The sequence below is a fragment of the Microbacterium hatanonis genome (assembly GCF_008017415.1).
GTDB classification, from domain to species: Bacteria; Actinomycetota; Actinomycetes; order Actinomycetales; family Microbacteriaceae; genus Microbacterium; species Microbacterium hatanonis.
Genome location: NZ_VRSV01000001.1, coordinates 1875912 through 1889868 on the forward strand (window position 1 = coordinate 1875912; position 13957 = coordinate 1889868).

General features: G+C 70.0%; 12 protein-coding genes and 1 tRNA gene. 3 read left to right on the plus strand and 10 right to left on the minus strand.

Features of this window, described 5'->3' with window-relative positions; translation table 11 throughout:
- Positions 1–69: 69 nt before the first annotated feature.
- Together FVP77_RS09075 and FVP77_RS09080 are read right to left on the minus strand one after the other, a co-directional pair.
- On the minus strand, positions 70–798 hold the full coding sequence (locus FVP77_RS09075; protein WP_187266860.1) for an ABC transporter ATP-binding protein: 729 nt from the start codon (positions 796–798) through the stop codon (positions 70–72).
- Between the two features lie 41 nt (positions 799–839).
- On the minus strand, positions 840–2294 hold the full coding sequence (locus tag FVP77_RS09080; RefSeq protein ID WP_147894174.1) for an ABC transporter permease: 1455 nt from the start codon (positions 2292–2294) through the stop codon (positions 840–842).
- A gap of 162 nt (positions 2295–2456) precedes the next feature.
- Between FVP77_RS09080 and FVP77_RS09085 the strand changes: the two genes are divergently transcribed.
- Complete coding sequence (locus FVP77_RS09085) at positions 2457–3191, plus strand: response regulator transcription factor (RefSeq protein WP_147894175.1); 735 nt, start codon at positions 2457–2459, stop codon at positions 3189–3191.
- A gap of 68 nt (positions 3192–3259) precedes the next feature.
- Positions 3260–4633, plus strand: a complete 1374-nt coding sequence (locus FVP77_RS09090; RefSeq protein WP_425463134.1) for a sensor histidine kinase — start codon at positions 3260–3262, stop codon at positions 4631–4633.
- A gap of 134 nt (positions 4634–4767) precedes the next feature.
- Here FVP77_RS09090 and FVP77_RS09095 read toward each other — a convergent pair whose 3' ends face one another.
- From FVP77_RS09095 to FVP77_RS09120, 6 genes are all read right to left on the minus strand, one after another.
- The gene (locus tag FVP77_RS09095; protein WP_246134032.1) at positions 4768–6336 is read right to left on the minus strand and encodes an FAD-dependent oxidoreductase; all 1569 of its coding nucleotides are present in this window, start codon (positions 6334–6336) and stop codon (positions 4768–4770) included.
- Positions 6333–7211, minus strand: coding sequence for an FAD:protein FMN transferase (locus FVP77_RS09100; RefSeq protein WP_147894176.1), 879 nt, complete (start codon positions 7209–7211; stop codon positions 6333–6335). The genes FVP77_RS09095 and FVP77_RS09100 overlap by 4 nt, the downstream gene beginning before the upstream one ends.
- An 8-nt stretch (positions 7212–7219) precedes the next feature.
- Positions 7220–7717, minus strand: a complete 498-nt coding sequence (locus FVP77_RS09105; RefSeq protein WP_147894177.1) for a hypothetical protein — start codon at positions 7715–7717, stop codon at positions 7220–7222.
- A gap of 118 nt (positions 7718–7835) precedes the next feature.
- A complete protein-coding gene (locus FVP77_RS09110) occupies positions 7836–8870 on the minus strand; it encodes a ribose-phosphate diphosphokinase (protein WP_147894178.1) in 1035 nt (344 codons plus the stop codon).
- Positions 8860–10308: a bifunctional UDP-N-acetylglucosamine diphosphorylase/glucosamine-1-phosphate N-acetyltransferase GlmU gene (gene glmU / locus FVP77_RS09115; RefSeq protein WP_147894179.1), complete on the minus strand. Its 1449-nt coding sequence runs from the start codon at positions 10306–10308 to the stop codon at positions 8860–8862. The genes FVP77_RS09110 and glmU overlap by 11 nt, the downstream gene beginning before the upstream one ends.
- 1 nt (position 10309) lies before the next feature.
- Positions 10310–10381: transfer RNA gene (locus FVP77_RS09120), tRNA-Gln, on the minus strand.
- A 67-nt stretch (positions 10382–10448) separates the two neighbouring features.
- On the opposite strand from FVP77_RS09120, the gene FVP77_RS09125 reads away from it, so the two are divergent.
- Positions 10449–10946 carry a MarR family winged helix-turn-helix transcriptional regulator gene (locus FVP77_RS09125; RefSeq protein ID WP_116646127.1) on the plus strand — a complete coding sequence of 166 codons (498 nt, stop codon included), beginning with the start codon at positions 10449–10451 and terminating at the stop codon, positions 10944–10946.
- Between the two features lie 9 nt (positions 10947–10955).
- On the opposite strand, the gene FVP77_RS09130 is transcribed toward FVP77_RS09125, so the two are convergent.
- Both FVP77_RS09130 and FVP77_RS09135 read right to left on the minus strand, forming a co-directional pair.
- Entirely contained in the window at positions 10956–12767 is a 1812-nt protein-coding gene (locus FVP77_RS09130) for an ABC-F family ATP-binding cassette domain-containing protein (RefSeq protein WP_147894180.1), read from the minus strand.
- Positions 12768–13027: 260 nt separating this feature from the next.
- Positions 13028–13945, minus strand: coding sequence for an ABC transporter substrate-binding protein (locus FVP77_RS09135; RefSeq protein ID WP_147894181.1), 918 nt, complete (start codon positions 13943–13945; stop codon positions 13028–13030).
- Positions 13946–13957: the final 12 nt, after the last annotated feature.

A 13957-nucleotide genomic window follows, 5' to 3' on the forward strand; every position in this document is an offset into this window, starting at 1 on the left:
ACCCCGTATACGAGACTGCGGCCGTACGCCGCTGTCTCGTGCCGGGGATGACGTCTCGCGGTCTCTGCGTCACCGGCGCGTGATGTCGGTGACCTTCCCGCGATCGAGGCGCAGGCGTCGACGGGCGCGCGCGGCCACCGCGGAGTCGTGGGTCACGACGATGAGCGTGAGCCCGGCCGCGTTGAGCCCCTCGAGCACCGCGAGGATCTCGTCGCGCATCCGCTCGTCGAGGTTGCCCGTCGGCTCGTCGGCCAGCAGCACGCGCGGCCGCTTGGCAACGGCGCGCGCGATCGCGACGCGCTGCTGCTGGCCTCCCGACAGCTCGCCCGGCCGGTGGTCGGCCCGATCGGCGAGACCGACCTGTTCGAGAGCCTCCGCAACGCGGGTCGCGCGCTCGTCTCGGCCGAGGCCGAGCGGCTCGAGGCCCATGTCGACGTTCTCCGCGGCCGTGAGTGTCGGGATGAGGTTGAACCCCTGGAAGACGAAGCCGATCTCGGCGGCACGCAGGCGCCCGATCTCGGCGTTCGATGCGGCGGCGACGTCGACCTGGCCGAGCCGCACCGATCCGGCCGTGGGACGGTCGAGCGCGCCGAGCAGCTGGAGCAGCGTCGACTTCCCGCCGCCCGTCGGGCCCTGGATGGTGACGAAGTCTCCCTGTTCGATCTCGAGATCGACTCCCGCGAGCGCGTTGACGACCCGCTCGCGCTGCCGGTAGGTGCGGGTGACCCCCGCGAGGCGGTAGATCGGCGAGCGCTCGTCGATGCCGGACGGGGTGGTCGAGGTGTCTGCGATGGTCATGCTCTCTTCTCCGATTGAGGTGTCGAACGGACGGTCGGGTCTCACGCGACCGACCGCAGTGCTTCTGCGGGGCTGAGGCGCGCGGCGCGCCAGCCGCCGAACGCCCCGGCGACGAGCCCGCCTCCGACCGCGAGGCCGACCGCGGCCACGATGATCCACGGGGTCAGCGGAGCGTTGAGCACGACGTCGGCGACCTGCGCCGTGGCCTGCCCGAAGGGTCCGCCGCCGCCCGCGCCCATCCCGCCCGGGCCGCCGCCGGGGGCGCCCGTCGTCGTCTCGGGGGCGGACGAGATGGTCGGCGAGATGACGTTGATCACGGCGATGCCCGCCAGACCGATGACGAGTCCCGCCACGCCGCCGATGAGTCCCTGCACGAGCGACTCCCCCGCGACCTGTCCGACCACGCGTCCGTTCGACCAGCCGATCGCCTTGAGGGTGCCGAACTCGCGAGTGCGACGCGAGACGCCCGAGATCGTGAAGAGCACGGCGAGCACGAGGGCGACGAGGAGGACCAGCACCGACAGCCAGGTGCCGAGGCTCGACACGAGCGAGGAGGCGCTGGAGAGAGATCCCGACACCGTCGAGGCGAGCTCGGACTGCGAGCTGACCGTCGCATCGGGGAGCGCGGACTGGATCTCGGTCTGGACCGTGCCGATGCCGTCGGCGGATGCCGCCTGCACGTAGACGGTCGAGACGACGTCGTCCACCCCGGCGAGCGTCTGCGCCACATCGAGCGGCAGGTAGACGTTCGCCGCCGTGTCGGCGTCGGACGACGTCGACGAGACCAGCCCGACGATCTCCATCGCGGTGCCGCCGACGTCGATCGTGTCGCCGACGGCGAGCTCGTTCGTCGCGGCGTAGCTGCTGTCGACCACGGCGACGTTCGCGCCGGCGTCCGAAGCATCCAGGCCTCGTCCGTCGGTGACGGTCACCGACGACAGCGGGCCGACCCCGGATGCGGCGGGGTCGATGCCGAGCACCGTGAACGACTGGATGTCGAAGGCGCTTCCCCCGGCGCCGTCCGCGCCGCCCGCGGGCGGCTGACCGGGCGTTGCGCCCTCGCCCATCTGCGACATGTCGGGCATCTCGCCCGAGAAGGTGGTGTTGGTGAGCGACAGGGCGCCGGATGCGGCGGCCACGCCGTCGAGCGAGGCCACCGTGTCGACGGCGGAGGCGTCGAGCGTGCCGCGCATCATGTCGGTCATCAGGCGCGACTGGCTGAGGCTCGTGGTGCCGTCTTCGGTCTGGCCTTCGCCCTGACCGAAGTCGAAGCGCGAGCCCCCGCCCTGTCCGGGCTCCACCGAGGCCCCCGTGACGGTGAGGTCGGTGCCGACGCCGTAGACCGAGGCGAGCGCCTGGGTCTGCGCATCGCGCACACCGGCAGAGAGCGAATTGACGACGATGACGAGGGCGATCGCGATCGCGAGCCCCGCGGCGACGATGATCGTGTGCTTCTTGCGCCCGGCGAGTTCGCGGCGCAGGTACGTCCAGTACATGTGTCTCCTTCCGGCGCCCGGATGCCGCCGTCGTCCCGACCGTAGGGAGCGCGCTCATGCGTCGCGTGTGGCGGACTTCAGAGAAGCCGATGAAACGGAATTCACAGCGCAGCCATAACATTCGCCATAGGAAGCACATAGGTGGGCGAGCACAATGAGTGCATGACCGCGACCGTCGCCTCCCCCGCCCTCACCCGCCCTGACGGCTCTGCTCTCCGCGTGCTCGTCGTCGACGACGAGCAGATGCTCACCGACCTCCTGTCGATGGCTCTGCGGATGGAGGGCTGGGACGTGCAGACAGCGGCCTCCGGCCTCCAGGCGCTGCAGGCCGCACGCGACTTCGTACCCGACGCCATGGTGCTCGACGTGATGATGCCCGACCTCGACGGCATGGCCGTGCTGCAGCGCCTGCGCCACTCGGGCAACGACGTGCCGGTGCTCTTCCTCACCGCGAAGGACGCCGTCTCCGACCGCGTGGCGGGTCTGACCGCCGGCGGTGACGACTACGTCACGAAGCCGTTCAGCCTCGAGGAGGTCGTCGCGCGCCTGCGCGGACTGATGCGACGAGCGGGCACGGCGTTCGCCGGGGGCGGCGAGCCGATCCTCCATGTGGGCGACCTCTCGCTGAACGAGGACAGCCACGAGGTCTCTCGTGCGGGGACGTCGATCGAACTGACCGCGACCGAGTTCGAGCTGCTGCGCTACCTCATGCGCAATCAGCGTCGCGTCGTGTCGAAGGCGCAGATCCTCGACCGCGTGTGGAACTACGACTTCGGCGGCCGTTCGAGCGTCGTGGAGCTCTACATCTCCTACCTCCGCAAGAAGATCGACTCGGGTCGCGAGCCGCTGATCCACACCGTGCGCGGAGTCGGCTACATGATCAAAGCACCGCAGTGACGGCCGACACCGCCCAACAGATCTCGACGACCAAACGCGGGCACGTCTACAGCCTGCAGGCGCGTCTCATGGCAGCGATCATCGGCATGGTCGCGATCATCCTGGCGATCATCGCTCTGGGCACGAGCGCGATCCTCAGCAACGTGCTGCAGGAGAACCTGCAGACGAAGGTGCAGTCGCAGGTGCAGGAGCTGCGGTTCGGCCCTCAGAACACGGCCAGCGCGGTGCTCACCGCCGGGTTCTTCGAGCCCGGCACGGTGCTGGTCGTATCGAACTTCGCGGGGGTCACCGGCGCGTACGTCGACGGCGACGCCGTTCGCGAGCTCGACTCCGACCAGATCAACGATGTCGTCAACGCGCTCATGGGTGCGCCGGCGTCGGAGGTCATCGACCTGCCCGGGCTCGGCGAGTACCGGGTGGCCGGCACGGGATCGGCCGTGCTCGGACTGCCGCTGACCGACGTGACCTCGACGATCGCCCAGATCCTCACCACGATCGCCCTCGTCACCGCCGGCGGTCTCGTGCTCCTCGGGTCGATCATCGCGATCGTCATCCGGGCGGGTCTGAAGCCGCTCCGTGCGGTCGCCGAGACCGCGCAGCGCGTCGCGGCGGTGCGCATGGACCAGGGCGAGGTGTCGATCACCGCCCGCGTGCCCGACGAGCAGGCCGACGAGCGCACCGAGATCGGGCAGGTGGGATCGGCGCTGAACACGCTGCTCGACCACGTGGACGCGTCACTCTCGGCCCGTCAGCAGAACGAAGAGCTCATGCGACGTTTCGTCGCCGATGCCAGCCACGAGCTGCGCACCCCGCTCGCGTCGATCCGCGGCTACTCCGAACTGTCGCTGCGCGACCGCACGCTGAGCGACACGTCGCACGAGGCGCTCTCACGTATCCAGGCGCAGTCGCTGCGTATGACCACTCTCGTCGAAGACCTGCTGCTCCTCGCCCGCCTCGACGAGGGGCAGGAGCTCGTCTACGGAACCGTCGACCTCACCCAGCTCGCCCTCGAAGCGGTCGGCGACGCCCGGCCCGCCGGTCCCGGCCACAGGTGGGAGATCGACGTGCCCGACGAGCCCGTCCATCTCGCCGGCGACACGTCGCGCCTGCACCAGGTGGTCGCCAACCTCCTCGCCAACGCCCGCACCCACACGTCCGAAGGCACGACCGTCACCGTCTCGGTCCGCCGCGACGGCGGCGAGGCGGTGCTGCGCGTGCACGACGACGGACCCGGCGTCGACCCTGCGGTCGCCGACGAGCTGTTCGAGCGGTTCTCCCGCGCCGACCGTTCGCGGGCCCGCAAGACCGGCGGCACCGGACTCGGGCTGTCGATCGCCCGTGCCATCGTCGAGGCTCACGCGGGCACGATCTCGGTCAGCAGCGATCCCGGCGACACCACCTTCGAGGTGCGCCTGCCCGCGAAGCCGTCCGACCCGGCCTGACGCGCAGCATCCGCCCCGCGAGCACACGATCTACGCCCGAGCACACGCTCTACGCCCGGCACCACCCCGTGCTCACGAACCCAACCCGTGTGCTCGCGCACGAACGCGGCGCCGTGGGGGCGGATGCTGCGGGGTCAGTAGCCCGCGAAGGCGTCGGTGGTCAGCGACCGAGCGCGGCCCAACGCCGGCGCGAGGTCGGCGATCAGCGCGGGCGGACCCGAGATGTACGCGTGACGGCCCTCGATGTCGGGAACGGCGCGGATGAGACCGTCGGCGTCGAGGCGCGTGCTGCGGCCGGCCCACGTCCAGCGCGGGGGCAGATCGGTCGGCTCGTCGCGCGTGAAGACCACCACGGGGATGCCCGCGGCGACGATGTCGTCGCGGAACGCCAGTTCATCGGCCGACGACGCGACGTACACGAGCAGGATGTCGCGGTCCTGATCGGTGGCGACGAGGTGCCGCAGCTGCGACACGAAGGGCGTCACGCCGATTCCCGCGGCGACCAGCAGCACCGGCGAGGAGGACTTGACGGGAAGCAGGAAGTCGCCCCACACGCCCGTGACGGCCAGCGGCGAGCCGGGCTCCACCTCTGCGAGGGCACGCTTGAAGCTGCTCTTCGATCCCTCCTTGAACGCGATCCTCACCATCGGCAGATCCTCGGGAGCCGAGGCGATCGAGAACTCGCGCCGCGTTCCACGCGCATCGGGATGCGTGTGGGGGACGTCGAGCTCGAGATACTGGCCGGGGCGGAAAGCGAACGGGCGCTTCGCCTGGAACGTGAGCTCGCGAACCGTGGGCGTCAGCTCGCGGCGGCGCTCGAGCGTCAGACGCACCGCCGCGCGGAGTGCGAAGAAGAACGCCAGCAGGTTGCCGATGAGGAGCGCGCGCTCCTGGCCCAACGTGACGGTGCCGATACCGAGGTCGAGCGGGATGGGCCACCCGGCGAACACGCCGACCACGACCGCGACGGTGTACTGCTGCCACCGGCGCGGCGGCATGGTCAGCGGCTCCGACAGCATGAACGCGCCGAGGAAGAGGAACGGCGACGAGAAGGCGACCTGCGTCAGCAGCACACCCGGGTCGATCGTCTCGCCGATCGCCTGGTACTGCGACGACGTGCGCAGGAAGGCGACCGCCGTCGCCACGATCCAGAATCCGACCACCATGCGCAGCTTCTCAGTCCGCCAGAGGATCGCGATCCCCAGGACGACGACGGGCGCGGCGAGCACGGGGGTGCCCACCCACCATGACGATGCGCCCAGGTCGGGGGCGAACACGCTGACGAACGTCAGCACCGTGGCGCCGACGGCCGCGGGATTGAAGATGTGACGACCTCGCCAGACGAGCACGTACTTCGAGAGGGATGCGGCGACCGCGGCGAGCACGATGCCCAGGATCGCGATCGGTTCGAGCGTCGGGCGCAGGACGAACAGCAGGATCGCCGCGGTGATGAACGACGATTCGAATCGCCGCGGAAGGCGCAGCACGCTCTGGGCGGCGAGGTCGGTGCCCGCGCACGCGAGGGCGAGCACGACCGCCGTGACGAGGATCTCGAACGGCCCGGGGCCGACGAGGTCGAAGAACGACAGCACGAACGACAGCGCTGCCAGCACGGCGAGCGACATCATCACGAGTCGGTACATCGAGACGCGTCCGAGGACGGCGAGCACGCGGGAGGAACCCGCGACGAAGGTGGCGATCACGTGAACAACTCTGCCTCACTGCCCGGCGACCACTCCACGCGGCCGTCCGTGCGCATTCGAACCCAGTGGGCTCCCCAGGAAGCGGCGAGCTCGGGCCCGCCGTCGAAGAACAACGCCGTCGCCAGCGCGTCGGCGTGCATGGCGTCGGGGGCTATCGCCCACGTCGCCGCATAGGTCCGCACGGGGGCACCCGTCCGCGCGTCGAGCACGTGGTGCAGCCCCTCGCCCCAGGCGCGGCGGGTGACGGCCGAGGCGCAGAGCGCCGCATCCGCCACCGTCACCACGCCGATGACACGGCGCGGATCGTACGGATGCTCCAGCCCGATCCGCTGCGGGGTCCCGCGTACGGCGAGATCGCCGCCGCCGTCGACGACGAAACCGCCGTCGACGCCGCGCGAGACGACACCGGTCACGAGGTCGACGAGCCGCCCTTTGCCCAGCGCACCGACGTCGATCGTCGCGGGTGCGGTCACGGCGAGGGTGCGTGCATCCCACCGCACGATGTCGCGCCACTTCTCGGGTGCCGCGATCGGATCGCCCTGCGCGACGAGCGAGTAGCGCGCGTCGTAGCCCAGGCGGGCGAGCGAGTCGCCCAGGAGCGGGTTCACCGCTCCTCGCGTGGCCGTGTCGAGCTCGGCGTAGACATCGAGCATCGCGGCGGCATCGGGAGGAACGGGAGCCGAGCCTCCCCCGCCGGCCAGCCGAGCGACGACCGAGTCGTCGCGGAAGCGCGACCAGTCGCGGTCGAACGCGTCGATCACGGTCTCGACGTCACGGCGGATACCGTGGCCGAGGGGCGCGTCGGTCTCGATCGACCAGACCGTGCCGATCGCCTCGAACGACCACACCGCTCGGGTGGGAGTCGTGGTGCTCATGGCGCCGGTCAGGCGGCGGCTTCCGACTTGATCGTCTGCAGGGCCTTGTTGAATCCGCCGCTGGTCAGCGACGAGCCTGCGACACGACTGACCGAGACGTCGTCGACCAGCTGACCCACGACCTCGTCCGAGATGCCGCCGATGAACTGGGACTGGTACCGCTGCGACTCGGCGGCCTGCGGGTCGCCGGTCACCTCGACGGCGGTGACGACGTCGCTCTCGAGCGTGATCGTCACCTCGATGGTCTCGACGGACTCCGGGGTCGAGTACGAGCCCTCGGCCGTGTAGGTCCCGTCGGTGTAAGCGCTCCCTACGACCGAACCGGTGTCGGTGCCGCTGTCGGTCGTCGCCGAGGACGACGGGGCCGTCGTCGCGGGCGTCGTCTCTCCGGCGTCAGCGGCGGGCGTCGTGGTGCCGGCGCAGCCGGCGAGGGCGACCATGCCGAGTACGCCGACGAGGGCGGCTCCGGCGCGGACGGGGCGGGGTACGGCGGTGGTGCGGATCATGGGGGGTCCTCCTTCTGCAGTGCCTCGCGATCCTGCTGCTCTGTCGAGCAGGATCGCCACTCAGGTGACACGAGACCATCAGCGTGGCGGTTCACCCTGTGTGCGCACTATGGAAGGGCTACGCCTCGCCGCCGAACATGCTGGTGACCGAGCCGTCTTCGAACACCTCGCGCACGGCGCGCGCCAGCAGAGGGGCGATGGGCAGCACGATGAGCGAGGGGAACCGCTTCTCCTCGGGGATCGGCACGGTGTCGGTGACGACGACCTGGTCGATGGCCGGATGCTGCAGCCGCTCCCGAGCCGGGTCGCTGAAGATCGCGTGGGTCGCCGCCACGATGACCTTGCGGGCACCGGCATCCTTGAGCGCCTGCGCCGCCTTCGCGATCGTGCCGCCGGTGTCGATCATGTCGTCGACGAGGAGGCAGGTGCGGCCGTCGACCTCGCCGACGATCTCGCGCACGGTGACCTGGTTGGCGACCTTCGGGTCGCGGCGCTTGTGGATGATCGCGAGCGGAGCGTTGAGGCTGTCCGACCAGGTGTCGGCGACGCGCACGCGGCCCATGTCGGGAGACACGACGGTCAGCGTCTCGCGGTCTTCGGGGCTCAGGTTCGCCTGGAAGTGCTCCAGGAGCACGGGCTTGGCGAAGAGGTGGTCGACCGGGCCGTCGAAGAACCCTTGGATCTGGGCGGCGTGGAGGTCGACGCTCATCACTCGGTCGGCGCCGGCCGTCTTCAGCAGGTCGGCGACGAGGCGGGCACTGATCGGCTCGCGGCCGCGGCCCTTCTTGTCCTGACGCGAGTACGGGAAGTACGGGGCGACGACCGTGATGCGCTTGGCCGACGCGCGCTTGAGCGCGTCGAGCATGATCAGCAGCTCCATCAGCCACTCGTTGACCGGGGGGCCGAACGACTGGATCACGAACACGTCGCACCCGCGGATCGAGACCTCGAAACGGGTGTAGATCTCACCCGAGGCGAACGTGCGGTGCTCGGTCGGCGCGAGCTCGGTGCCGAGATGGTGGGCGACCTGGTGCGCGAGATCGGGGTGCGAACGACCCGTCGCGACCACGAGCCGCTTCTTGGTCTTGGCGACCAGGCCCGGGGCGATGTCGTTCTCGCGGTCGAGGTCTACGGTCTTCTTCTTACGAGCCATCGCCGGCTTCCTGTGCAGACCGGGCGCGTGCCGCGGCGGCTGCCGCTCCGGTGCCCGATCGGTTCTTGTCGACCCACCCCTCGATGTTGCGCTGGGGGGCCACGCTGAGTGCCAGGGCGCCGGGAGGAACGTCCTTGCGGACGACGGCTCCCGCGCCGGTCTTCGCGCCGTCTCCGATCCTAACGGGCGCGACGAAGACGTTGTGCGAGCCGGTGTGCACCTCGTCGCCGATCTCGGTGCGGTGCTTGGTGACGTCGTCGTAGTTCGCGGTGATCGCCCCGGCTCCGAGGTTGACCCGCTCGCCGATGGTGGTGTCGCCGATGTACGACAGGTGCGGCACCTTGCTGCCCTCGCCGATCGTGGAGTTCTTCGTCTCGACGAACGTGCCGATCTTGCCCTTGGCCCCGAGCACCGTGTTGGGGCGGAGGTAGGCGAACGGCCCCACGGTCGCCTTCGCGCCGATCACGGCGAGCGTGGCGTCGGTGCGGGTGACCGTCGCATCCTCCCCCACCTCGCAGTCCACGAGGCTCGTGTCGGGACCGATCAGCGCGCCCCGACCCACGGCGGTGGAACGGAGGATGTGGGTGTTCGGCAGCACGGTGACGTCGGGCGCGAGCGTGGCGGTGACATCGATCCAGGTCGTCGCGGGGTCGAGGATCGTGACGCCTTCGAGCTGCCAGTGCCGCACCGTGCGCGCGTTCAGGATGCGCGCCGCCTCCGAGAGCTGCACGCGGTCGTTCACCCCGAGCGCGGTCGAGGCGTCGGGGGCGTCGGCGGCGGCCACCGTGTGGCGGGAGTCGCGGAGCAACCGCACGACGTCGGTCAGGTACCGCTCCCCCTGGGCGTTCGCGGTGCCGACCAGCTCGAGGTGGGTGCGCAGCGACGGCGCCTGGAAGACGTAGACCCCGACGTTGATCTCGGTGACGGATGCTTCGTCGGCCGTCGCATCCTTCTGCTCCACGATGCGCTCGACGCCGCCGCCGGCTCCGCGGATGATGCGGCCGTAACCGGTGGGATCGTCCAGCCGTGCGCTCAGCAGGGTCGCCGCCGCATGCTGTGCGCGGTGGGTGTCGAGGAGGTCGGAGAGCGTCGACGACTCCAGCAGCGGCACGTCGGCGCTGAGGACGAGCACATCGCCGTCGAAGTCGCCGAGTTCGGCCAGGGCGACCTGCACCGCGCGCCCGGTCCCGGGGATCTCGTCCTGGTCGACGATGACGACCCCGGGAGCGAGACCGAGCACCGTGTCGGCGACGAGATCGCGCTCGTGGCGCACTACGACGATGACGCGCGTGGGGTTCAACGCCCCGGCGGTGTCGAGCACGTGCCCGACGAGCGGACGACCGCCCACCGCGTGCAGCACCTTCGGCAGGGTGGATCGCATACGCGTTCCTTGGCCCGCGGCCAGGATCACGATGGCGAGTTCGCTCGTTTCGTTCATGCTCCGCCGCCAGGATTCGAACCTAGACCTAACAGCTCCAAAGGCTGTCGTGCTGCCATTACACCACGGCGGACCGCGCCCGCCCCGGTGGGATCGACGCCGGACAAGTCTGCCATGCGGACGCCGACCATAATGGTGCGATGACCCAGCACAGCGACGAGGTGGACCGCATCGTCGACGCCTGGGTGCGTCAGCGCCCCGACCTCGACTTCTCGCCACTCGAGGTCCTCTCCCGGGTGGACCGGCTCTCGCGCCACCTCGACCGCGCCCGCAAAGAGGCGTTCCGCCGCAGCGACCTCGAGTCGTGGGAGTGGGACGTGCTGTCGGCGCTGCGCCGGGCCGGCGAACCGTTCCAGCTGAGCCCCAAGCAGCTGCTGCAGCAGACGCTCGTCTCCAGCGGCACCATGACGAACCGCATCGACCGCCTGGTGGGGCGGCGGCTCGTGCGGCGGGAGTCGGATCCCGGCGACGGACGCAGCATCCTCGTCACCCTCACCGCCGACGGGCGTACGCGCGTGGACGCGGCGATCACCCGCCTCGTCGACGCCGAGGCGGTGCTGCTCGGCGCGCTCTCCCGTGGCGACCGAGACCGGCTCGCGGGACTGCTGCGAAAGCTCAGCCTCGGCTTCGACTCCTGACGTCGGGCCTCAGCCGAGCGCCTCGCTCAGTTCCATCCAGCGCCCCTCGAGCTCGTCACGTTCGGCCTCGAGCGCGGTGATTCTCTTCATCTCCGCGCCGAGACCCTCGTAATCGGACGGATCCCACTCGACGAGCGCGGTGCGGGCCGAGCTCACCTGGCCGTCGAGCTTGACGATCTTCCGCTCGATCGCGGAGACCTCTTTCTGCGCCGCGCGGAGGTCTCCTCCGGACAGGGCGGACGTCGAGGTCGCGGTGTTGCCACCGCCTGACGTCGGAGCCGCGCCCTCTCCCTTCGCGCGCAGCCGCAGGTACTCGTCGACGCCACCCGGGAGGTGCCGGAGCTTGCCGCCGAGGATCGCGTACTGCTGGTCGGTGACCCGCTCGAGGAAGTACCGATCGTGCGAGACCACCAGCAGGGTGCCCGGCCACGAGTCGAGGAGATCCTCCATCGCCGCGAGCATGTCGGTGTCGAGGTCGTTCGTGGGCTCGTCGAGGATCAGCACGTTCGGCTGATCGAGCAGGATCAGCAGCAGCTGCAGGCGCCGCTTCTGCCCGCCCGAGAGGTCCTTCACCGGGGTGGAGAGCTGCGCGCTGGAGAAACCGAGCTGCTCGAGCAGCTGTCCGGGTGAGAGCTCCTGCGCTTTCGAGCCGGTGCCGAACGTGTACGACGTGCGCAGCCGGGAGATCACCACGCGCACGGGGTCGTTGAGGTGCTGCTCGAGCTCGTCGAGGCGCTGCGTCAGCGTCGCGACATGCACGGTCTTGCCGCGCTTGACGCGGCCTTCGGTGGGCTGGATCGATCCGTCCACGAGGCCGAGGAGAGTCGACTTGCCGGCGCCGTTGACGCCCAGGATGCCGGTGCGCTCCCCCGGGGCGATCAGCCACGTGACGTCGTCGAAGACCTGGCGCGCCTGCCCTGAGCCCGTCGCGGGGTAGCTCACGGCCACGTCGATCAGGTCGACGACGTCTTTGCCCAGTCGTGACGTCGCCAGCGACTGCAGCGCGATGCGATCACGGATCTCGGGCACATCCGCGATGAGTTCGTTCGCCGCGTCGATGCGGAACTTGGGCTTGGTCGAGCGCGCGGGCGCGCCGCGGCGCAGCCACGCGAGTTCTTTCTTGGCGAGGTTCTGACGACGCGCCTCGATCGTCGCCGACTGCCGATCGCGTTCCACGCGCTGCAGGATGTAGGCCGCGTATCCGCCCTCGAAGGCATCGACGATGCGGTCGTGCACCTCCCACGTCACGGTGCTCACCTCGTCGAGGAACCACCGGTCGTGCGTCACGACCAGAAGGGCTCCCGAATTCGCCGCCCACCGGCGCTTCACGTGTGCGGCGAGCCAGGTGATCGCCTCGACGTCGAGGTGGTTCGTCGGCTCGTCGAGGAAGAGGATGTCCCAGTCGCCCGAGAGCAGCCGCGCGAGCGCGACTCGGCGGCGCTGACCGCCCGAGAGCGTTCCGATGCTCGCCTCCCAGGGGACGTCGGAGAGGAGGCCGGCGATCACGTCGCGCGTGCGCGCGTCGCCCGCCCACTCGTGCTCTGCGCGTCCGTCGACGACCGCGTTCGAGACGGTGTCGTCATCGTCGAGCTCATCGGCCTGGTGCAGCACGCCCACCGTGACGCCGCTGCGGACCGTGACGCGTCCGGAGTCGGGCTGACGCAGGCCCGCCAGCATTCCCAGAAGGCTGGACTTGCCGTCGCCGTTGCGGCCGACGATGCCGATGCGGTCGCCCTCCGACACCCCCAGGGTCACGGAGTCGAAGACGACTTTGGTCGGGTATTCGAGATGCAGGGACTCGGCCCCGAGAAGATGCGCCATATTGCCTCCAGGCTACGGGGTCGCGGGTGTGCAGACGGTGTGCGCGGGTGGCGGCGTGGTAACGGTGCGGGCTGCGCGGGGTCACGGACCGCGACACCGCTCCGCCCGTTCCACCCACCTTTGCCCGAATCAACATCTTGCGGCGGCATGGGAGTGAGGATTCCAGCGCGAACGTGTGGATCGGATGCTGCGGGGCAGACAGCGAACGCGACGAGGGCCGCCCGGCTGATGCCGGACGGCCCTCGGGAGACGGATGCTGGTCAGGCCAGGCCGTTCTCCTGCAGCCAGTCGGCCGCGATGTCGCTCGCCGAACGCTGGTCGACGGTGTTCTGCACGTTCAGCGTGACGAGACCCTCGGGGGTCAGCGCCGCGCTGATCTTGTTGATGACGTCGGCCGCGTCGGCGGGGAAGTCGGCGCTCACGACGGGGACGATGTTCGACGCGAGGAAGAGACCCTCGGGGTCTTCCAGCACGACGAGGTCGTCGGTCTCGATGCGCGGGTCGGCCGTGTAGACGTTCGCGATGTTGACGGTGCCGGCGAGGAGATCCTCGACCGTGGTGTCACCGGTCGGCGTGAACGAGACGTCGACGCCGTAGGTGTCCTTCAGGCCGGTGGGACCGTAGGGACGCTCGGCCAGCTCGGCGTTGCCGCCGAGCGTCAGAGGAACCGTCACGTTCGCCAGATCGGCGATCGTGGTGAGGTCGTACTCCTCGGCGAAAGCAGCCGTGACCGTGTAGGAGTCCTGGTCGGTCGCCGCCGACTGGTCGAGCACCTTCAGGCCCTCGGGCAGCGCGTCGGGGAGCGCTGCGTAGACCTCGTCGGACGTGCGCGCGGTCGTGGCGTCGTCGAAGTACTGCAGCAGGTTGCCGGAGTACTCGGGGAACAGGTTGACCGAGCCGTCTTCGAGCAGCGGGATGTACGCGTCGCGCTGGCCGATGCTGAACTGGGTCGTGACCTCGAAGCCGGCGGCCTCGAGTGCCTGGGCGTAGATCTCGGCGATGATCTCGTTCGAGGGGTAGGCCTGCGAGCCGACGACGATGGGACCGTCGGATCCGCCGTCGCCCGCGGACGCGCCGGAATCAAGCGGGCTGCTGGACGAGCAGCCGGCCAGGGCGAGGAGCGCCGCCGCGCCGACGGCTGTGCCGACGAGGCCCTTTCGAGTTCGTGCTGTGAACATGTGATTTCTCTT

Coding starts and splice junctions, on each gene's coding strand:
- FVP77_RS09085 (WP_147894175.1), top strand. CDS start 2,457: ATGACCGCGACCGTCGCCTCCCCCGCCCTCACCCGCCCTGACGGCTCT.
- FVP77_RS09100 (WP_147894176.1), bottom strand. CDS start 7,211: ATGAGCACCACGACTCCCACCCGAGCGGTGTGGTCGTTCGAGGCGATC.
- glmU (WP_147894179.1), bottom strand. CDS start 10,308: ATGAACGAAACGAGCGAACTCGCCATCGTGATCCTGGCCGCGGGCCAA.
- FVP77_RS09080 (WP_147894174.1), bottom strand. CDS start 2,294: ATGTACTGGACGTACCTGCGCCGCGAACTCGCCGGGCGCAAGAAGCAC.
- FVP77_RS09075 (WP_187266860.1), bottom strand. CDS start 798: ATGACCATCGCAGACACCTCGACCACCCCGTCCGGCATCGACGAGCGC.
- FVP77_RS09090 (WP_425463134.1), top strand. CDS start 3,260: ATGGCAGCGATCATCGGCATGGTCGCGATCATCCTGGCGATCATCGCT.
- FVP77_RS09110 (WP_147894178.1), bottom strand. CDS start 8,870: ATGGCTCGTAAGAAGAAGACCGTAGACCTCGACCGCGAGAACGACATC.
- FVP77_RS09130 (WP_147894180.1), bottom strand. CDS start 12,767: ATGGCGCATCTTCTCGGGGCCGAGTCCCTGCATCTCGAATACCCGACC.
- FVP77_RS09135 (WP_147894181.1), bottom strand. CDS start 13,945: ATGTTCACAGCACGAACTCGAAAGGGCCTCGTCGGCACAGCCGTCGGC.
- FVP77_RS09105 (WP_147894177.1), bottom strand. CDS start 7,717: ATGATCCGCACCACCGCCGTACCCCGCCCCGTCCGCGCCGGAGCCGCC.
- FVP77_RS09125 (WP_116646127.1), top strand. CDS start 10,449: ATGACCCAGCACAGCGACGAGGTGGACCGCATCGTCGACGCCTGGGTG.